At 42.5% G+C, this 21,042-nt stretch carries 19 protein-coding genes; 5 read left to right on the plus strand and 14 right to left on the minus strand.

The annotated features are described in order from the left end of the window. The 3 genes from NQ117_RS18340 to aroA all read right to left on the minus strand — a co-directional run bounded on the left by NQ117_RS18340 (position 1) and on the right by aroA (position 3,919). Complete coding sequence (locus NQ117_RS18340) at positions 1-1,884, minus strand: glucose PTS transporter subunit IIA (RefSeq protein WP_258279475.1); 1,884 nt, start codon at positions 1,882-1,884, stop codon at positions 1-3. 250 nt (positions 1,885-2,134) lie between these two features. Further along, a complete protein-coding gene (locus NQ117_RS18345) occupies positions 2,135-2,575 on the minus strand; it encodes a CoA-binding protein (RefSeq protein ID WP_258279476.1) in 441 nt (146 codons plus the stop codon). Between the two features lie 45 nt (positions 2,576-2,620). After that, a complete protein-coding gene (gene aroA, locus NQ117_RS18350) occupies positions 2,621-3,919 on the minus strand; it encodes a 3-phosphoshikimate 1-carboxyvinyltransferase (protein WP_258279477.1) in 1,299 nt (432 codons plus the stop codon). A gap of 160 nt (positions 3,920-4,079) precedes the next feature. On the opposite strand from aroA, the gene NQ117_RS18355 reads away from it, so the two are divergent. Next, on the plus strand, positions 4,080-4,397 hold the full coding sequence (locus NQ117_RS18355) for a rhodanese-like domain-containing protein (RefSeq protein ID WP_258279478.1): 318 nt from the start codon (positions 4,080-4,082) through the stop codon (positions 4,395-4,397). Between the two features lies 1 nt (position 4,398). Here the strand turns inward: NQ117_RS18355 and NQ117_RS18360 are convergent, their stop codons facing one another. After that, entirely contained in the window at positions 4,399-4,950 is a 552-nt protein-coding gene (locus NQ117_RS18360; protein WP_258279479.1) for a shikimate kinase, read from the minus strand. A 201-nt stretch (positions 4,951-5,151) separates the two neighbouring features. On the opposite strand from NQ117_RS18360, the gene NQ117_RS18365 reads away from it, so the two are divergent. Then, complete coding sequence (locus NQ117_RS18365; protein WP_258279480.1) at positions 5,152-5,493, plus strand: methyltransferase; 342 nt, start codon at positions 5,152-5,154, stop codon at positions 5,491-5,493. Between the two features lie 191 nt (positions 5,494-5,684). Here the strand turns inward: NQ117_RS18365 and gndA are convergent, their stop codons facing one another. Further along, on the minus strand, positions 5,685-7,100 hold the full coding sequence (gndA, locus tag NQ117_RS18370) for an NADP-dependent phosphogluconate dehydrogenase (RefSeq protein WP_258279481.1): 1,416 nt from the start codon (positions 7,098-7,100) through the stop codon (positions 5,685-5,687). Between the two features lie 220 nt (positions 7,101-7,320). Further along, a complete protein-coding gene (locus NQ117_RS18375) occupies positions 7,321-7,917 on the minus strand; it encodes a hypothetical protein (protein ID WP_258279482.1) in 597 nt (198 codons plus the stop codon). Positions 7,918-8,166: 249 nt separating this feature from the next. On the opposite strand from NQ117_RS18375, the gene NQ117_RS18380 reads away from it, so the two are divergent. Further along, positions 8,167-8,793 carry a YktB family protein gene (locus tag NQ117_RS18380; protein WP_258279483.1) on the plus strand — a complete coding sequence of 209 codons (627 nt, stop codon included), beginning with the start codon at positions 8,167-8,169 and terminating at the stop codon, positions 8,791-8,793. Between the two features lie 132 nt (positions 8,794-8,925). Here the strand turns inward: NQ117_RS18380 and NQ117_RS18385 are convergent, their stop codons facing one another. Next, positions 8,926-10,107: an MFS transporter gene (locus NQ117_RS18385; RefSeq protein ID WP_258279484.1), complete on the minus strand. Its 1,182-nt coding sequence runs from the start codon at positions 10,105-10,107 to the stop codon at positions 8,926-8,928. Between the two features lie 219 nt (positions 10,108-10,326). On the opposite strand from NQ117_RS18385, the gene NQ117_RS18390 reads away from it, so the two are divergent. Next, positions 10,327-11,805: an aminotransferase class I/II-fold pyridoxal phosphate-dependent enzyme gene (locus NQ117_RS18390; RefSeq protein ID WP_258279485.1), complete on the plus strand. Its 1,479-nt coding sequence runs from the start codon at positions 10,327-10,329 to the stop codon at positions 11,803-11,805. A 183-nt stretch (positions 11,806-11,988) separates the two neighbouring features. Here NQ117_RS18390 and NQ117_RS18395 read toward each other — a convergent pair whose 3' ends face one another. The 6 genes from NQ117_RS18395 to NQ117_RS18420 all read right to left on the minus strand — a co-directional run bounded on the left by NQ117_RS18395 (position 11,989) and on the right by NQ117_RS18420 (position 17,604). Further along, the gene (locus tag NQ117_RS18395) at positions 11,989-12,423 is read right to left on the minus strand and encodes a hypothetical protein (RefSeq protein ID WP_258279486.1); all 435 of its coding nucleotides are present in this window, start codon (positions 12,421-12,423) and stop codon (positions 11,989-11,991) included. Between the two features lie 396 nt (positions 12,424-12,819). Further along, positions 12,820-13,629, minus strand: coding sequence for a LytR/AlgR family response regulator transcription factor (locus NQ117_RS18400; RefSeq protein WP_258279487.1), 810 nt, complete (start codon positions 13,627-13,629; stop codon positions 12,820-12,822). Further along, the gene (locus tag NQ117_RS18405) at positions 13,626-15,362 is read right to left on the minus strand and encodes a sensor histidine kinase (protein ID WP_258279488.1); all 1,737 of its coding nucleotides are present in this window, start codon (positions 15,360-15,362) and stop codon (positions 13,626-13,628) included. The genes NQ117_RS18400 and NQ117_RS18405 overlap by 4 nt, the downstream gene beginning before the upstream one ends. Positions 15,363-15,716: 354 nt before the next feature. Then, a complete protein-coding gene (locus NQ117_RS18410) occupies positions 15,717-16,028 on the minus strand; it encodes a DUF1292 domain-containing protein (RefSeq protein WP_258279489.1) in 312 nt (103 codons plus the stop codon). A gap of 121 nt (positions 16,029-16,149) precedes the next feature. Further along, positions 16,150-16,722, minus strand: a complete 573-nt coding sequence (locus NQ117_RS18415) for a stalk domain-containing protein (RefSeq protein ID WP_258279490.1) — start codon at positions 16,720-16,722, stop codon at positions 16,150-16,152. Positions 16,723-16,830: 108 nt separating this feature from the next. Beyond that, positions 16,831-17,604, minus strand: coding sequence for an N-acetylmuramoyl-L-alanine amidase (locus NQ117_RS18420; RefSeq protein ID WP_258279491.1), 774 nt, complete (start codon positions 17,602-17,604; stop codon positions 16,831-16,833). A gap of 207 nt (positions 17,605-17,811) precedes the next feature. Between NQ117_RS18420 and NQ117_RS18425 the strand changes: the two genes are divergently transcribed. Further along, positions 17,812-18,549: an MBL fold metallo-hydrolase gene (locus tag NQ117_RS18425; protein WP_258279492.1), complete on the plus strand. Its 738-nt coding sequence runs from the start codon at positions 17,812-17,814 to the stop codon at positions 18,547-18,549. A 113-nt stretch (positions 18,550-18,662) separates the two neighbouring features. Here the strand turns inward: NQ117_RS18425 and helD are convergent, their stop codons facing one another. Next, entirely contained in the window at positions 18,663-21,020 is a 2,358-nt protein-coding gene (gene helD / locus NQ117_RS18430; RefSeq protein WP_258279493.1) for an RNA polymerase recycling motor HelD, read from the minus strand. Positions 21,021-21,042: the final 22 nt, after the last annotated feature.

A 21,042-nucleotide genomic window follows, 5' to 3' on the forward strand; every position in this document is an offset into this window, starting at 1 on the left:
CTACTCACCCCCATGTCCGTCTTCATGCAACACAATTGACAGCACTGACGTCTGTCCTTTCTTCACTATTGTAAAAGGAGCCATGCTCCAAGAAGCGATACGATTCGAATTTGTTATGACCATTGGCGTAACCAACGAACAGCCCCTTTTCTTGATATAAGCGATATCGAACTTGATCAGCAACTGCCCCGGCTTCACTTCATCGCCTTCTTTGACAATAGACTGGAACCCTGAACCGTTCAAGCCGGAAGTTTCAATGCCGATATGAAGCAGGACTTCAACTCCTTCTTTCGTTTCAATACCAATCGCATGCATCGTCGGATAAATATGCCGAACCAAACCCGCTACAGGTGAGACTAGCTCCCCTTTTTCAGGAATGAAGGCCACTCCATCCCCTACGAGTTTCTTAGCAAATATCGTATCTGGAACATCTTCGATAGGGATCATACGTCCTTGCAAAGGAGCAACAAATGATACTTGCTTGCTATCTCGCTGCAATCGTTTCAACATTTCATCACGAATAAATTCAGAGTAGGTCCCAAAAACAACCTGCACATGTCCTCCACCTAGGCGAAGGACTCCGACAGCTCCAAGCATTCGTAATGCATGGCGATCAATTTTCTTCTCTTGACGTACTCGAAGACGAAGTCTTGTAATACAAGCTTGCACATCTACGAGATTGTCCTTTCCTCCGAGCGCTTGAATAATTAATGGTACCCGATGCAGCAAATCGCCTGCCATATCATCAAGCAGTGTTGCTTCTACCCTTCCCGGAGTTGGAATTTGATATTTCTGTATAGCAAACCGGAATATACCGTAATACAACAAACCAAAAGCAATTCCAATTGGTATTAACAACAAACCTTTACTCGCCAAATGTAAATTAACGATATAATCAATGGCTCCGGCAGAGAAGGAGAACCCATGGAGAATGCCAAGCTCGAACGTGATCCACATCGCCACCCCTGTCAACAAGGCATGAACAATAAATAAGTAAGGAGCGGCGAACAAAAAGGCAAATTCGATCGGTTCCGTTATTCCTGTCAAAAATGAAGAGCCCGCAGCTGTTAAGTACGTTTTCTTTACTTTTGGCCTCAAATCTTCCCTTGACTCATGGATAATAGCCATCGCTACGGCTGGCAGCGCGAACATCGTAATCGGAAACAATCCTGCCATAAACCCGCCAGCAGTTGGATCTCCAGCGAAAAAGCGAACCATATCACCGGTATACACACTACCGCTTGCATCCGTGTAGCTTCCCACATGAAACCATACTAAGTTGTTCAGCAAATGATGCAGGCCAAATACGATCAGCACACGATGAACAACACCATATAAGAACACGCCAAAGCTGCCTAATGCCATAATTTCATGCCCTACAATTTGAATGACATTATTCAAGCCAGGCAGAATCTGAATAAATAAGAATGATAATGCTACAGACAACACAATCATGATGAGGACAACTAACCTAGCACCACCAAATATTTGCATATATTCTGGCAGCTTACTAGCATGAAACCTCTCATGTATGGCCCCAGCCATCATACCAAACACAATTCCAATTAAAATAGTTGGTTCTATTACCATGCCAGCCGGCAGCACTTCACTAATAAGCTCATAAAAAATAACAATGCCGAGCAGGCCTGACATCGCGGCAACTCCTGAGTTATTAGACATACCCAAAGCTACGCCAGTAGCAAAAAGGAAAGGCATCATGTCTAAGAGCCCTTTGGCCGAAGATTGCAGCCACGTAGAAGCTTCAACGAAACCAAAGCAGTTTAGTACGTATCCAACAAATAATACAACTGCTATAGCTGGCAATATCATCAATGGCTGCATTATGGCACGCGAAAGTTGCTGTAACGATCCTAATTGGTTCAAGAGCATCTCTCCTTCACAGTTTCATCATCCTATGACGGTCGACCCTATAACCGTTGTCTATGTTCTTTATTTCGCAATCATGAGCGCACAGTAAAATACCGAAGCAAGACCGCCCTGAATGAAGCAGCCGACTTCGGCATTCCACGCGCTCAACGTATCTTGATTATGCTTTCATTATAGCATGATCCGTTGAGAATGATGTATGAGATTGTGCGAATGCATTCTTGACATTCGCTGCGTTAGATACTCCTTATTCCGAAGCAACTTTACCATGCGGCAGCAAAATAGCATCGAGAACTTTAATGCAAAGATCCATGACAACAGTGAGGCCATGTTCCTTCGCATAGCTAGCAGCTTCTTCATTAATAACTCCTTGCTGCAACCAGATTGCTCCAGCTTTAATGGATGCCGCATCCTTTGCAACATCCAAGCAGTATTCACTGCGACGGAATACGTTGACGATATCAATGGCTTCGGGAATATCTTGCAAGGAAGCATAACACTTCTCGCCCAAAATACTCTCCGCTTTGGGATTAACCGGTATAATACGGTACCCTTTTGCCTGCATCGCTTTAGCGACCATATGTGATGTGCGTGTTTCATCTTCCGAAAGACCAACAACAGCGATTGTATTCGCGTTGTTAAGTAGTTGTTTAATTTCTTCTTGATTTGGATTTTGATGAGTAGTCATTTGTATACACCTCTAATTAGTAAGACTTGTCCATGTTGTAAACATTTATATCCATTCTACCTGAGCACCTAGTGCAGTCAAGTGATCAAAGTATTGTGGGTAGGACTTCGCAACATGATGTGCATCCTTAATTCGGATTGGCTGTTTAGCTCGCAGAGCTACAATGGACAACGCCATAATGACACGGTGATCATAATGTGCATTTATTTCCACGCCACCCTCTACGCCTTCTGGACGTCCATGGACAATAATTTCTGCCTGACGCTCTTCCACATTAGCCCCTGCTTTGCGCAGCTCATTCAAGTAGTCTGTAATTCGATCACATTCTTTATAACGAAGATTTTCTACATTATAAAAACGAGACGTACCGTCAGCGAATACAGCAGCCGCTACCATAGCAAGTACTGCATCCGTAGCAGCATCCCCATCAAACGTAACCGCGCTCAATTGACCAGTCCCTTGAACACGAACTACATTGTCTTCATGCGTTAAAGGTACGTTCATCATTCGCAGTACATCTACAATTGCGCGTTCCCCTTGCTTGCTATCCTCTGTAAGCCCACGCAGCGTGACATCAGAAGGCAGTACAGCAGCCGCTGCCAATACAGCAGCGGAACCAGGGTAATCACCTTGTACACGGTAAGTGCGCGCTGCATAACGCTGATTGCCTGGTACGCGGTATGACATAAGATCTTCACTTGCTTCAATTATGATGCCCGCTTCTCGAATAACTTCCAGCGTTTGTCCTACGACAACTTTGGACTTCAGATCATCCGTTACTTCAATTGTGCTATCTTCAGGAAGCAGTGGTGTGAGGAACAACAATGCACTCAAATATTGAGAGCTTATATTACCTGATACCCGAATAGCCCCACCTTTAAGCTTAGCTCCCTTAATCGTGATCGGCAACTTTCCATCCTGATGCTGTATCTCAGCACCAAGTTGTTCTAAAGCATCGATTAGATCATGGTGCGGTCTTTTACCAAGAGAGTCAGGATATGCATTAATGAAATGTACTTCTGGAAGCAATGATGCGATACCCATTAAGAAACGAAGTACAGCTCCCGCATTGCCTACATCTAGCTGCTTAGAAGCAGGTTGGAGCATAGGTTGCGACCCGAATCCCTTGATAACGATCTTAGTATCATCCTCATCAAGCGTTGCACCAAGGTCACGAAGGCAGCGACGCATCGCATCACTATCTTCACTATGAGCAGGATAATAGATTGTGCTAGTACCTTCTGCCAATGCAGCAACAAGCAAATATCTTGTCGTGTAGTTTTTAGATGATAGGGCTTGAATATCGCCCTGCAAACGCGAAATTGGATTAACAATGATATCCATCGAAAACACTCCTCTTCGTGCCTAGATTCCTATTAAAATGGGATGATCCAAAGGCAAGTTTGATTTGACAAATTTATAAAGGATGAATATGATAACGGGGAAAGTATACTATAGACATTGGTCTAGTTGAACGATGTAATAATATGGGAGGCAACATATCATGCAACCAGTCCCTCAAATGACAGTTGATACGCTCAAAGCTAGATTAAATAACGGTGAAGCTATCCAGTTAATCGATGTGCGAGAACATGAAGAAGTCGCACATGGCATTATACCTGGTGCCAAGCATATCCCGATGAACGATATTCCGAATCGCATCGATGAGATTGATCCTAATGCAGAGACTATTTTCATCTGTCGAAGCGGATATCGCAGTGAACGTGTGTGTGAATATTTACAGCAAGTCGGAATCGATTGCGGTATTAACTTGGAAGGCGGCATGTTGGCGTGGACTGAGATTGAAGGTCCAATAGCGTAGACTATTCTCGGCCACTATCCTCATATCGCGCATACTGGCGGTAGAAGGCTACAATCTCTTCCGCCAACTGCTTTACATGACGGTTGTCCGTCTTCACACTCAGATGAGCAAAATCATACTTTCCTTTGCGTTGTTCCATAAGTTCACTTACTCTCTTCGACGCTTCACCTTGCAAAAGTGGACGGTTGCGATCATTTTGCACACGCGATACAATTGTGTGCTCTTCAGCTGTTAATGCGATCACACAACCGCTATCCAGCATTGCTTGGCAATTCCCTTCACGCAGTACTGCTCCACCGCCAGTTGCCAATACGACTGGAGAAGCGAACTCCGATACTTTGCTAAGAGCTTCAGTCTCATAGTTTCTGAAGGCATCTTCTCCTTCTTCCGCAAAGATATCTGGAATTGTTCGACCAGCTAAGCGAATGATTTCTTGATCAAGGTCTACATAAGGATATGCAAGCTGCTCAGCCAAAAACTGCGCTACTGTAGACTTGCCCGTACCCATAAAGCCGATTAAGATCAGGTGATTTCTCTTATCGTGTATATGCATCCTATATCTCCTACTCCACATAAACTGCCCATATGATAACATAGCATGAAACAGTTAGACAATGTTTACGTATAAAACAAAACATTTCTACGTAAACATAGTAATACTCATATTATTCCTGCATCCATTATTGCTCCACAATCAATTAATCAAGCTTACAACTTGTATCGTATCAGCCTACTTAATAGGAGTGAACAGACGATGTCCCCATCCCAATTGCCTTCAGCCAATGGACGAGCGCTTTCTACTGCCAGCCGTATGGCACAAATTCTAGATTCTTCACACCCATTGTGTAAAGACGATATTTTGTGGGCTTTAAATATGGTCAAGCAAAAGCTTGCGCAGCCAGATGAACATGTCGATGCTCTAGAGCCTGAACGATTGCGCCGAAACTTTCGATACTTTGCAGAAATATCTACTTTGATGCTCAAACGCAACGGAAAGTACGGCCAAGAAAGCGAGCGCCTGCGATATTATTTGTCCGAAGCAGCATATGGACTTTGGAACACGACATCATCTTCCAACGAAGATACACATTCATGAGTAATACTGCAGCACTCCTATCAAAGACCTTACAGGCCAGTTCCATGTCCAACATGTGCAATAAAGATCCTATATGGCTAATAGACAGCTCGATATGATTCAGAAAGCATAGACTTATAACGTACATGTACAACAACACATAACGCCTATGATAAACAACGCCGAGCCCTAGGGCTCGGCGTTGTTGTCTATTATTCGTTAGAGAGCCAGTTGTAATGGAACGAACCTTCGCGATCCACACGTTTGAACGTGTGAGCACCGAAGTAATCGCGCTGTGCTTGCAGCAAGTTAGCTGGCAAGCGCTCTGTACGGTAGCTGTCGTAGTATGCCAATGCAGCTGAGAAGCTAGGTACTGGTACACCGTAAGTAATTGCAGTGCCAATCACTTCACGCCAAGCATCTTGATACTTCTCAACGATTTCTTTGAAGTACTCGTCCAACAACAAGTTCTTCAATTCAGGATTCGTATCATACGCCTCTTTAATATTGTTAAGGAATTGAGATCGAATGATGCAACCGCCACGGAAAATTTTCGCGATGTTACCATAGTTCAAATTCCAGTTGTACTCTTCAGATGCTGCTCTCATTTGAGCCCAGCCTTGAGCATAAGAAATAATTTTGCTTGCGAACAACGCTTTGCGAACTTTCTCTACGAATTCCGCTTTGTCGCCTGTGAATGGCTTATGTGCTGGACCAGACAATACTTGGCTTGCAGCAACACGTTCTGCCTTCATAGCTGACAAGAAGCGAGCGAATACAGACTCTGTAATCATTGTCAACGGAACGCCAAGATCAAGTGCGCTCTGGCTTGTCCATTTCCCTGTACCTTTTTGACCAGCTTCATCCAAGATAACATCCACCATTGGCTTGCCTGTCTCGTCATCATACTTGGAGAAGATATCAGCTGTAATTTCGATTAGGTAGCTGTCTAGCTCGCCTTGGTTCCACTCTGTAAAGATAGAGTGAAGTTCCTTCTCATCTACACCTACAACTGTCTTAAGAAGGTGATACGCTTCGCAAATAAGCTGCATATCTCCATATTCAATGCCGTTGTGAACCATCTTCACATAGTGACCTGCTCCATCTGGACCGATATACGTACAACACGCCTCATCGCCAACTTTAGCAGAAATAGCAGTTAAGATTGGTTCAACTAGCTTATATGCACTCTCTTGTCCACCTGGCATAATAGCAGGGCCTATAAGAGCTCCTTCTTCTCCGCCAGATACACCAGAACCGATAAAGCGGAAGCCTTTCTCCTCCAAATACGCGCTGCGACGCACTGTATCTGGGAAGTAAGCATTGCCTCCGTCGATAATAATATCGCCTTGATCTAGATGTGGGAGGAGAGATTCGATTGTTGCATCTGTTGCTTTACCAGCTTGAACCATGATGAGGATCTTTCTTGGTGTTTCAAGCGATTGAACAAACTCCTCGATTGTATATGTAGGCGTAAGCTGTTTGCCTGGCGCTTCACTCATAAGCGCATCTGTCTTTTCGCGGGAACGGTTGAATACCGATACCGAATAGCCGCGGCTCTCAATGTTCAGAGCCAAATTCTTGCCCATGACTGCAAGTCCGATGACACCGATTTGTGTTTTTGCCATATTGGTTCTTCCACCCTTTGTTCTTTATTTAGATGAATTGCTGTATATCATTGTTATTGTACCCTTTTTACAAGTAGAAGTGAACCCCTCGTCAAGATCGCAAGTGAATTGAATCTCCTCAAGTTGGATACTTGTCCTAACGTCCTGAACACAATAAATCACCCTAACCGCTGCGCACCACTTTTCAGCAACGCGCAAGGCAGGGTGAAGAGAATAAAGCTTACCATTCCAATTGAATCATCTCACAGCGAAGTTGACTTAGCCTTGCTTTGCACTGTTCCATTTGTTCAATGTCCTCTGACTTAATCGCCTCGGACAGTTCTGTCAATGTATCATCAATCTCGATTCGCATCATATCCATCCGCTCTTCTGCTCTCATCGATTGAAAAGTTTGTATCATTTCTTCTGAAGAAACAACCGGTCGCTTCTGAAATATGACTTTCTGCTCCAACCCGCATATTTCCACCAAACGAATGCGCTCTCCAAACATAATATTTTCGACAAATATATGACGATCTTTAAAGCGCTTAACTACTGCGTGACCACGCGCATCTCCAATGAGCTTCTCCATAAATCCAGACAATCGCTCGTCACGCAGCGTATAGTCACCTACAATTTTATATCTTTGCTGAATACGCTGAAAACGAAGCTTCACGAGCTTTCTGCCTGTTCGAATGGAGATGATAAACAATGACTCATTCTCACTCCAGTACAGCGAATACCCTTCTCGGATAAGATCGCGGATCAGATCCTGGATTTGCCGCCGGTCAAAGCGTAACTCCAGATTACAATATTCCACTTCATCGCTGCGATTCACGGCAAATACCTCCTTGCTAACTTCGACTGTAGTTCATCATATGACGGTGCAACTTGGATTATTGACTGGAAATTTAAACGGATCCAATCAAAAGTGATTTTTTCTACGCAATCCTTTTGCTCGCTCTAATGTCTCTTCGATTTTAAAATGTGATAAAATAAAGGCATTCCTTATTCAAATGACAGCACTATGGGTTGTTTATATACCTATCTACTGCAAGCGCAAAAGAAATACGAAGGAGACTAGAACATGACGTTTAACGGTTTTGAATCATCAGATTTTGCAACGTTTCACATTGAAGGATTAGAACAGCGAATGGAGGCTATTCGCACTCGCATTCAACCAAAATTTCGCGCAATCGGTGAACAGCTCGTAGCAGACGCGTCTGTATTTGCTGGGCAAGAAATGTACTTGCACATCGCTCAGCATGCTCGCCGCAAAGTTAATGCACCAAAAGATACATGGATGGCAATTGGCCCTAACAAACGAGGCTATAAAGCTTTGCCGCATTTCCAAGTCGGATTGTTCGATGATCATTTGTTTATTTGGCTCGCCTTCATCTATGAAGTTGAGAATAAGAAACAAATCGCTGAACGGCTCTTAGCGCAATCTGAAGAACTAATAAATGCCCTCCCTAATCATTATGTCTTGTCCATGGACCATATGAAAAAAGATGCAGCTAAATTTACAGAACTAACGGATGAGCAATTAAATTTGACGTTAACTCGCTTCCGTGATATCAAATCCTCAGAATGGCTAGTAGGCCTACATCTGGACCCTAATGACCCTATCTTGCAGGATGGACAATCATTCTTAAAGCTCGCATCAGAGACAATTCATACTTTGATGCCACTCTATAAAGCAGCAACTACGTAACATCTTTTCTACGAGCAGCGAATCTACACCTAACGTGGATTCCACATAAAAGGGCTGTCCTAGCAGGTAATAAACACCTGCGAAGACAGCCCTTCTTGTATATCGTATTTATCCAACAATAACTTACCATCATCACGATATCGTCGTGTTCAGCGAAGTCGTTTGGTCAAGCCTGTTAAAGCGAATGACCAATGCTACTGCAGCAATGGATAGTACCGCTCCGATGATAAATGGCAAATTGACATTCCAGTTAAATACAGCAGTTGCTAGTGCAGGTCCTACAATACGCCCGAAACTATCCATCGATGAATTAAGTCCAGATGCAACACCTTGGCTCACTGTTGTCTTCTGGGTAATCAATGACGTGACACAAGGCCGGATTAAGGCATTCCCGATTCCAAAGATGCATAGGAAAATCGTTGCGTTCACTAACGTAGTTGAGAAAAGTAAAAGTACAAAACCTAGCGCTGAAATGACAAGCCCAGCCATAATGCCATACTTCTCTTTCCCCTTTTTAATATAGCGACGCACAATTCCACCTTGCACTACAGCTCCTGCCAAACCGCAGAAGAAGAACATCCAGCCAATATCCCATGCTGTCGTTCCTGGTATGCGCAGCATTTGAAAATACATCAATGTAGCTTCAAGACCAGCCAACGTGAATGTGACAAAAAAGGATAGCACATATAAGTACTTCATTCGTCCTGTAAAAGCAGTCCATCTGGATGGTGAAGCTGCCGTACGCGGCATGCGCTTGTCTACAGGCAATGATTCCTTCAATACTAACGTACCCAGCACAGCCGTTATAAACGTGAGCAGTGCTGCCGCATAAAACGGAGCTGCCGATCCGCCAAATTCGCTTATGATACCACCGAATGCCGGGCCAAAGGTGAAGCCTAAGCCAATAGACATACCAACAAAGGCCATTCCTTTTGTACGTTGTTCATCCGTCGTAATGTCTGCCACATAAGCTACAATTACTGCTGTGACGGCCCCTGAGAACAAGCCACCTAGTATCCGAGACACATACATAAGCCACAGCATATCCGTGCCAATCGCAAATAGTAAATAACTTACACTAAATCCACTAATACCGATTAAAATAATTGGTCTCCGTCCAACGCGTTCCGACCAAGCCCCCCAGATCGGCGACACGATAAAAGCCACAAGCGAATAAATCGAAAGCATCCACCCTAGATGCATCTCATTAGCCCCAGTATCTGTTATTGTCATAGGCAGTACTGGGATAACGATGCCAAACCCAATAAATACCATCATTAGCATAAGCATGACGACAGTTAGTTGTTTATTCATACACTTTCCCTCCGTAAATCCCATCGTACCACAATTTTCATGTCAACAAAATGAACAAACTTCGAATTAACCAGAATTGCTTCTACAGCGTTGTCGTCGACTGCTGCTGTAATTTGTACTTGCATTCCGGGGGGTTTTTGTTAAACTAATCCTTGTTTCTTTTAGCCGTTCCCGATTCAGGGTAACTGGCATTTCCATATGAAAGGTTGTGAGACCGCGATGGACCATCATCGAACTCCACTATTTACAGCATTGACGAATCATGCATCCCGCAACCCTGTTCAGTTCCATATACCTGGACACAAAAAGGGCGTAGGAGCAGACGAACAATTCCGTAATTTCATCGGAGAGCAAGCATTTTCTATAGATTTAATCAACATTGCTCCCCTCGATGATTTGCACCAGCCTACTGGTGTAATTGCAGAAGCGCAGCAACTAGCAGCTGACGCCTTCGGTGCCGATTATACGCTTTTCAGCGTACAAGGCACAAGTGGAGCTATCATGACGATGATTATGTCCGTATGCGCACCTGGAGACAAAATTATTGTTCCGCGCAATGTGCATAAATCGATCATGTCAGCGATCATTTTCGCTGGGGCTAAGCCGGTATTCGTATCTCCGGCACGAGACTCCAACCTTGGGATCGATCACGGTATTACAACGCGATCCGTGAGACGCGCCTTGGAAAAGCATCCTGATGCCAAGGCAGTGCTTGTCATCAATCCAACTTATTTCGGTATATGTGCCAATTTAAAAGAGATTGTTGATCTCGCACATTCCTATGATGTACCTGTACTTGTCGATGAAGCACATGGGGTACTCATTCATTTCCATGAGGATTTGCCGATGTCAGCGATGGAAGCTGGTGCCGATATGGCAGCAACAAGCGTCCATAAGCTGGGGGGCTCTATGACACAGAGCTCCATACTAAACGTGAACACGAAAAATGGCCTTGTCCATATGCATCGTGTACAAACGATTATTAGTATGTTGACCACAACTTCAACATCCTATATTTTGCTTGCTTCGTTAGACACGTCACGTCGAAACCTTGCGTTGCACGGGCACCAAATAGCAGAAACTGCTATTAAGTTAGCACAAGGAGCGAGACAAGCCATTAATGAAATACCGGGGCTGTATTGCTTCGGTGAAGATATATTAGGTGGAGAAGCTACACATAGCTATGATGCAACGAAGTTGGCCATCCACGTACGCCATCTCGGCATTACAGGATATGAGGTTGAGAATTGGCTGCGCGATCGCTTTAATCTCGAAGTTGAGCTCAGTGACATGTACAATATTCTATGTCTTGTCACACCTGGGGACACAGAGGAATCCATAGGCATCCTGCTTCATTCGCTTCAAGTTCTGTCGCAAGAACACTATGAGCGACGTGAAGTTCAAGAACTAGTCGTGAAAATTCCAGAAATCCCTCAACTATCGCTCATTCCGCGCGATGCGTTCTACGGGGATACAGAAGTGGTTCCATTCGAACATTCAGCTGGACGCATTATTGCGGAATTTATATATGTCTACCCTCCAGGCATTCCTATTTTGCTGCCTGGTGAAGTTATATCACAGCAAAATATTGATTATATTCGTGATCATGTTGAGATCGGTTTACCAGTCAAAGGACCAGAAGATCGTTATATTCAATATGTAAAAGTCATTCGCGAAGAAGAAGCAATATTTGAATAGATATATGAAATAGGCTGTTCCATATATAGATTTTACGATCCGCGAGATGGTCATTAAATTAAAAAAGGTCGAGTGTAGGGATTAGTTTCATTCCCTTACTCGACCTTTTTCTGGTATAACATTTTATTTCTTTGAGCGTCTAATTAACTTTCAAGTCAGTCCTCATTTTTAAAATTGGTTATATTAGAACGAAATTTTCCCTTTTACATGAGCTCCATCATCAAGAGCAGTCGTTCTTTTGGCAATTACAAGGTAATAGGTCTGTCCTGGCTCTAAATTCTTAAAGGCTCTTTGGTGCAGCGGATCACTTTCGGTTTGAAACCAATGGAAGCTATAAGAGGAGCCAACTTTCGTATCTTGAGCAGGTGTTGGCCCTTTTTTAAACAAGGTGTAATAAACATCTGGGATTTTCTTTGCATTGCTACCATAATAATGTTGTGCTTCATAGGTTACATTAATGTAGTCTCCAGTAACTAGAAACGATGCTGTTCGAATACTTTCACCTGGATACAAATTTGTGTTCCACGCTGCAACAGTTATATTCGCTGAAGCAACTTGCCCAAACACCATTAAACAAAGTACAAGAACCAAACTCAACACACTAAACTTTTTTCTCATGACACATCTCCTCTTCTTCCCAGAATCAATTGATAGTTCCACATAGACAAATTATGCTTCACGCACAATGTCGGTGGAAGTATCATTACTTTATAACAACTAAACGGTAATTTTGTAGCTCCAGCTAATGTGGCTAAAATAACGGATTTTCCTGTGCAGAAATTGTGGAATTTTTAGATTTCTTGTCTAAATCTAAATCAAAACTAGATCTACCTTGTTAAAACCTGAAAAAGGTACAATCATTAAGAATGAAATCCTAAAATAAATTAAATATGCGGCAGTTATTTCCATATAGAAGGGTGCCCCTTAAGTCATGTACACTACTTAAGGAACACCCTGTTTTGTTCACTTGCAAAGTTTTAGCCAATAGCAAACTGACATGCAGAACCTATTATTTCATTTTATAATTGTACTTGCTCGCTCAAAATGAACATAGCAGTTGCGGCTTAATGTCACCGTTTCTTGAACCCCGTACAGTATAATTTCATAATTTCCGTACGTCACTAAGTCCGCGCATACTTGATGTATGAACTTTACATTGACGAGTTGGCTTTTGTTTGCTTGAAAAATTTGTTCGGTTGATAGCTCGTTAAGCTGCTTTAATGAGGATGTCGCTCTTATCGTATGGCCAACATGATTGTACATTAACGTAATCGTTGTTTCTTTTCCGTATTTCGTTATGTATACAATATGCTCCTCATTGAGATGAATATCACGATAAATAATAGTTCCATCAACATCACAAATTTTTTGTCGGCAAGTAAGTAACTGTCCCTTGGACAAATATGGCGAGGATAAGCGCATTCGATTGTCCATACGCTCTATAACTTTTTGAATGCTCTTCTTAAATCGATCTTCTGTAACAGGCTTGACCAAATAAGAAAGTGAGTCCAGCTCAGAGCTTAGCTCAGCCATGCGCACATCCATGATGCCTGTTACGACAATGATAAATGGATCATAGCCTTGATGCTTTAGCTCACGACATGCATCAAGTCCTGATGATTGTTTCAATCCGATATCCGTAATAATGATATCGGGGACGAAGCGCAAATAAGATTGGATTAGCTTTTCCCCCGATGAAACGGTATCGACAACGGCTATTCCGCACCCTTCTGCGAGCTGAATAAGCATCTCTGTTTGCGCTAAATGATCCTCTGCAATGATAGCAGTAAATGTTGGATTGGTTTTTGGTGTGGCCAGCATCATGACTCCCCATTTTGTGTTTGTGTTGAAAATTTCATTTTAAAGGAGAAGGTAGTCCCTTTAACCCCTTCACTACTTGGTCTTTCGACCCACAGGTTGCCTTTGTGCTTCACAAGCAGTTGACTAACTACATGCAATCCTAACCCTTGACGTGAAGGTTTGCTCGTAAACCCTTCCTGAATCAATGCTGGCAGTTCTTCCGCTCCCAGCATCCTGCCTGTATTAAACACCTTAAAGTACAACCAACTATCTTTAACCCAGATGCTTAATCTGACGCTGCGTTGTTCCATGGGCAACTGTGTCGTTTCGTCAAAGGCATTCGTAATCAAATTTGTTGTGATTCGAATTAAATCCAGTGATTTTTCACCATCCTGCCTATGTAATTGTATCGGGGCAATATCGTGTTCAAATTTAACTTTCCTTGAGATAGATTGGCTTAATGCAAACTGTACAATGGCAGCTAACGTAGGATCCCCTGTTTTAATCATTTCCTGTATTTCTACGACCTCACCAATTAAAGCCTCCGATACCTTCTCTAATTCTTCGTAGCGCCCATGTTTTACATAAGAGTAAATTACATTAACAATGTTGAGAAAATCATGTTTTAAACCGTGAATAGTCGTATATAAACTATTTAAATTATCTACATACACTTTTTCGGCAGCTGCTACAGCAAGCTGCTTTGATCTGACAACCTTTCGATATACCAGTGGAACAAAAATAAAACTGATTGATGCCGAAATACCCAATTCTATAATAATTTTTCGAACTTCCTCATCTATTTTATGTTGAATGACATCATAATCAGAAACAATTCCTAGAACGAGGGGAAAATTGACTTCAAGCGGGATAAAGCTTTTTATGACCGATCTTTCGTTCAGCTTCTGCTGCACATTGATGGTTTGCTTTTCTTCATAAGCTTGCTGAACATAGCGTTCATCCTCTTCCGTAACAAATTTAGTTTCGCCAAAATAAATGGGGCGCTCAGAATAGTGATTAATATCTTTATTGTTCTGCGTCAATATACTTGGTGCCTTTCCAAAGTGAGTGGGATTATATCCTGTAATCTCTAATAAAAAGGGGTTATCTGCAACTATGCGAGCCAGGTACTCATCATTATCAATAATCTTATGATGAGCAGCTAAATAATGCTCTCGATAATAAGCGTTGATCACATAGTCGTCTGTGCTACTGTCATAGTAGTAACCTAACTTGTTCAGCTGGGAAGAATCAAAAAATGTAACATCGAGGGGACCTGCCTTGCTATAGCTCTCATTATTCGAATCATTATGTGTATCAAAAAGCTGTTGGAAGGCTGTTAGCCTAAATACAAAGTTTTCGGTAGACAAGTTCCTTTCAAGAGGATTTGAGGAGCGCACCCCTTTAATGCTATCGCCAACTCGTTGGAAGAGTGTTAGATGGGATATATCCATTTTACGAGTCAGTTCCATAAGCTGCTCATTTGTTACGTCCGCAAGCTTAGGAGGTAACTTGAATTTGGCTGCAATTGCAGCCATTCGCAAACTATCAGCCATTAAATTTTCCGAGTGTTCAGCCATTTTTTGTGAATATCTGAGCATGTATTGAATATTTAGAGAAACGAGCTCCACTCGTTCTTGATTATTGGCAAGCAGTGTGTTTTTCATCCAGTAATAATAAAGGAGGTTATTAATGGACAACAGAAACAGCATCGACACTGCCACAATGGGAATTATTCGGGATTTTCGCTTCATCATATACCCTCTTTATTTACATAACTTGGTTTTTAACATAAAACAGAAGGATAGCTCCAAGATAATGATTCTACATTACAGAACATGAAACGTGGATGGAGGAGGAGAAAAAATTAATAATTTTTGCGCACTTTTATTTTATACTGTATTTTCCAATTGGGTAAAGTCCTATTTTTCACGAAACGTTCAAATTTAAAAAATATTGCATAAATTGCGATTCATACCGATCTGAAATTAGATTATTGCTATAGTAAAGTAGCTAAAATGGAGCTGGAAGCAGGTTTTTAGATATGCAAATACACTCCACTAAATACAACAAAGCCCCAAGTCGCCTTGGAGCTTTGTTCGAGTCAAGTATTAAGCTTGATCTTCATCAATTAGCAACTCTTGATATGCTTGCTGAACACGATCCCACTCAGCATCATCTTCAATCGGGTTAAGAGCCATGCCCTCTTCATCTTCGTCCATACGGAAGATAGCACCGTCAGCTTCAAGGTTGTTGCGCTCAAGAAGCAGCGCATATAGTTGTTCTTCTACGTTAAATGTCTCGACAAGAACCATTTCTACTTCTTTGCCTTCGTCATCAATTAACGTTACAATAATCTCTTCATGAGAATGATCGTGGTCATGGTCGTGACCACAGCCGCAGTCATGTTTATGTTCGCTCATTATGCGGGTCTCCTTTAGTACAAGTAGTGTAATACTACCGTATCGTATCACGTTATAGACGACAGGTCAACGCGAAGGAGTGCATGTAAAATATTATGTAAGTAGAAAACGATTGTGTGTATTATTTTACAGCTTCAACTTTTAGTTGAGATAAAAGTGTGTAGTCACCATTCTTCTGTCTCATATAACAATTGATTGTATATACACCTTTGGACTTGAAATCATACTTGTATTCCTCAGAACGGAACCAAAAGTTATCTTTCCCTTTAAGTCCTTTATCTTCTTTCTCCTGAATCGTTGACGTGTTCCCTTTCGGATCGGTAATCGTCAATCGAATGGAATCAACCTCTGTCTTCAAGCTGTCGACCTGAACGAGTACAGAGAAAGAAGTACGGCCTGTTTCTACTTTGCCGAAAGGATTTTTCCCTTGGAAAAGAAGCATGTGAACATTAGGCTTCTCCACATATAATTTTTTTGTTTTTTCATCGAAATGTACAAATGCTTGTAAAGCATCCTGCAGTTGACGCACAGAGACATAAGTCTTGCCGTCAATGATGTATCCCCCGTCAGCTAACGCCTCGCCATTTAAAGTAACACGCATGTTATCAGCTTCAGCGTGCGCAGGTACTGTGGAAAGTGTTCCCGCGAACATCATCCCTGCCAGTACAAGTGCAGCAATTCTCCTGCATTTCATTTCTGTTAACCCCCAACTGCTTTGATGTAAATGTATACTCTACTTTAACAGGAGAGTTGCGCTAGAAATAATAACAGAATTGTAACTTTTCATTTTACTATGGCGTAATCATTTAATCAAATTCAGACGATCGAGAATGACGATCAATCGATATATATCTAAAGAGGCGTGCTCAGGATCACGAACAATCCCACTGCGAACAGCCTTGTCCATACTTGTCTTTGCCCAAGCAGGAATTTCTGCGAGACTATTTGCTTGTTCCAGTTGCTTGATTCGCTGTTCCGCTACTGTTAATTTATTTTTTAGTTCATTCACCTCATTTCTTAGCTCCTGCAATTTTTTCTCCTCCTCATCTGATATCGTTAACTCTTCATACAATCGTGTCCATGGAAACTTGGGCCCAGGGCAACTTGATTTACGAACAGGATCAACTTGAAAATGACCAATGACATAATTGCGATCTAAAAGTATTTCGTGTCCATATACCCGCTTCACATAATCCCGAATGTACAGATGCAGCTGCACAGAAGCTTTGAATTGCGCTTCCGTAAGGTCTCCATCCATGCCTTCATGCTCGATTGAAACCGCATATTGATTAGGATTGTATGGCTTGCTGCGTACAACGGGCGACAAAGCATTCGGTATCTTGTCGATAGTAATACCTTGTGCCCATGCCGCTTGTTCAATCGCCACATATTGATGAATATCTCCTCGCTTTGAAATACCAAAATGTGCAGAAGAGACTTTATTATTTGGACTTGTAAACCATGAATCCATACTGGACATCGTGCCAGCTGATATATGATCAACAATGATTGAAGGAACTTGTCCCTTGCGAGAGCTACTATTGGTGTACTCATTACCTTTCCACACAATTTTCATGCGCGTTGTCCCTCCTTCACTTCCTCACCTACATATCCTTCAACCCTTATCTCCCTCCTTTCTTGCCACTCTTCCTCTTAAAGTAAGTGCTATCAACTTCTCTATGAACTATCATATTCATGATAGATTACGCTCGCTTGTGTGCTGACCTAGCCCATGATACATTAGAAATATTCTTGATTTAGCTTGTACCTAGGAGGACTATACATGACTGTAAAGCTGCAAATGCTCGGTACCGGTAGTGCTTTTGCCAAGCGATATGCCAACAATAATGGAATCATTAGCACTTCCTCTACGAAGCTATTTATAGATTGCGGAATAACAGCTCCGCTTGCCTTGCACCAACTAGGGCTAACATTCAATCAACTAGATGGTGCCATTATTACGCATCTCCACGGGGATCATGTTGGGGGACTTGAAGAATACGGGTTTCAAATGATGTTCAGGTATAAATGCAAGCCTAAGCTGTATATAGCAACTACACTCGTTGAACCATTGTGGGAGCATACATTAAAAGGCAGCATGAGTCAGCCTGGACTTGAGTGCTTAGAAGATGTATTTGATGTACATCCGCTTGTACCAGACACAAACTATATTATTGACAATGAACTATCTATTCGCCTTATCCAAACCCCACATATTCCGGATAAGTCTAGTTATTCTTTGCTTGTAAATGAGACTTTTTTCTACAGTGCAGACATGCGCTTCCAACCACAGCTGCTAGAGCAACTTGTACAACAGGGGGTCACCTCCATCTGGCATGACTGTCAACTAGTTGGAGCAGGCGAGGTGCATGCAACCATAGCAGAATTACTATCTCTTCCGCCTTCTATTCAATCCCATATCTCATTAATGCATTATGGAGATGAACGATCAGAATGGGAAGGTCGAACAGGCTTGATGTCATTTATAGAGCCTCATCACGTGTATACGATCGAGACATGATTCGCAACAGATACAGCGTGCGATTAGACACCTTTCCTTTTCTGAGCAATAAACAAAGGGATACCTACCTTCATCAACAGATGACGGCGGGTATCCCCTTTTCCTTATTATCCTTACTTTACCCATGTATAACTATCGTCCGAAGCCTCCGTTACGAATGGACTAAGCTTATTCGTGTAATACAGATGCAATTCATGCATGGCGCGCGTACAAGCTGTGTAGAACAATTTCCGCTCATTCTGTTTGCTGTATTGATCTGTCGAGGCATTAAAAATGATAACCGCATCAAACTCGACACCTTTTGCCAAATAAGCTGGAATTACAATTGCACCGCCTTCAAACACGGACGTCTCTTTATGAACTAGCAGAATAGACAACTGAGATGACAGCAATTTATGCGCTTGTTGACTTTCCTCTGTTGTTTTACAAATAACTGCTATAGACTCATAACCTTCTTGCTGCAAAAGGCTTATATGCGCTGCGATTCGAGTAGACAGCTCTGCTTCATTCGATATATACGTTATAGTCGGCTTATTACCATCGCGATTGAACGGCTCAATCTCTTGCCCACCTTCTATGAGCTGACGCGTAAATTCAACAATCGGCCTTGTAGATCGGTAGCTGCGAGCTAACACAATCATCTCAGTCTCATTTGTATCATAATGCGCTAACAGTGCCTGCAGCCCATTGTTCATACCTGTATGTGTGAAGATCGCTTGATTGAAATCACCAAGCACCGTTATTTTACTCCGAGGAAACATACGTCGAATGTAAAAATATTGATACGGCGAGTAATCTTGCCCTTCATCAATGAACACATGGCGTATATTCGTGTTCACCTGCACACCTTCCAGCCTGCCTTGCAAATCTAGAAACGGTGTAGCATCCTCATATGGCATAATCTTATCATGCAATCGCATTACCGTATCGCTTGCAATTCGCTCCCAATCAGCATGTCGTTCTTCATCCGAGGACAACTGTTCCATAATGGCCCCATCTTCAAATAATTGTGCATAAATACGTGATAAATGAATGAACTCTAGCTGTTTAACCATTTTTCGTAATGGCTTGAAATGCTCCTGCACAAGCTTACTAGCCAACAAATTTCGTTCGGCGTCAAAGTCATCAAACACTTCCTCATCTTCTTGCTTGCCGCGTCTACGTTTCAGCTCTTGATGTGCCCACAAATAGTCTTCTTTATCCAACAGCTCAATCGCATCTTCAACCCATGTCTTGTTTCTTTCCTGTTTTGAAATATCCGATAATCGCTTAAGGAGCCAATCCTTCACGATCTCAATTCGGTTAGGTATGGAATAGGAACGTTCTAATGAATAAAAGTATTCACCTATTTCCTCTCCCGCAACGATAACTTTATCGTTAAATGTCAGATCCTTAAATTGCAATCCTTGCTGACTAAGGTAATCCACATATCGCTCGATAATAGCCAAAAATGACGCTGAAGATTTGTATTGGATACCTTGCAAGCGAATCGTATATTCAGGCTCATTCATCGCAGAGTACTCATATTCAAGCAGCGTAAACGGATCTTCTACCGCATATTCCTTTTCCAGACGATGCTCTAAAAATTCCTGATACGTTACCTGCTGCATATTTTCCTCGCCAAGTTCGGGCAATACGGTCGATACGTAGTTATTAAACATCGGATTCGGTGAAAATAGCACGATCTGCTCCGCTTGTAACGTCCCTCGGTAACGATAGAGCAAGTAGGCAACACGCTGAAGCGCCGCCGATGTCTTCCCGCTTCCTGCGGCTCCCTGCACAACAAGCAGTCGGCTATGCTCATTGCGAATAATGCGGTTCTGTTCCCGCTGAATGGTAGCGACAATGCTGCGCATTTGGGAGTCTGCCTGCTTACCGAGCACTTCTTTTAACAGCTCATCACCGATCGTAACACCAGTATCAAACATACTTTTAATTTGTGGGCCACGAATAATAAACTGACGTTTCAGCTCCAATTCTCCGCTGATCGTGCTATCTGGCGTCTTGTATTCAGCTTCCCCTGGCGGATAGTCGTAGTACAGACTAGAAATAGGAGCTCGCCAATCATAGATTAAAAACTCCATTCCATCGTCATCCAACAAAGATCCTGTCCCGAGATATACTTGATCTGCCTTCAACTCGCCCTTCTCTTGAAAGTCAATCCGACCGAAGTAAGGAGATTGCTGCAATCTTTGCAATATCTTCGCTTGTTTATGCGCACGTCTATAGCTTCGTTCACGCTCTGACAACAGCTCAGCCTGCTGCTTAATACTCGCTGCCGTTTCTGCCTCTTCGCTTGCATCTTCCACATTCACCGTCACGTCGTCCCAAAACGTTTGGCGGATGCTAACAACATCTCCTTTTACGTATTTCAGCTCATCCTTCAAATTGTCCAGACGGTCGTTTATACATTCAAGTACACGCGCAACTCGTAATTGTTCTGCCTCAAATTGGTCATGATTGGTAGACATTCCACCACTCCTTATATAAATA

Source organism: Paenibacillus sp. SC116 (assembly GCF_024733555.1).
Classification (GTDB): Bacteria; Bacillota; Bacilli; order Paenibacillales; family Paenibacillaceae; genus Paenibacillus_B.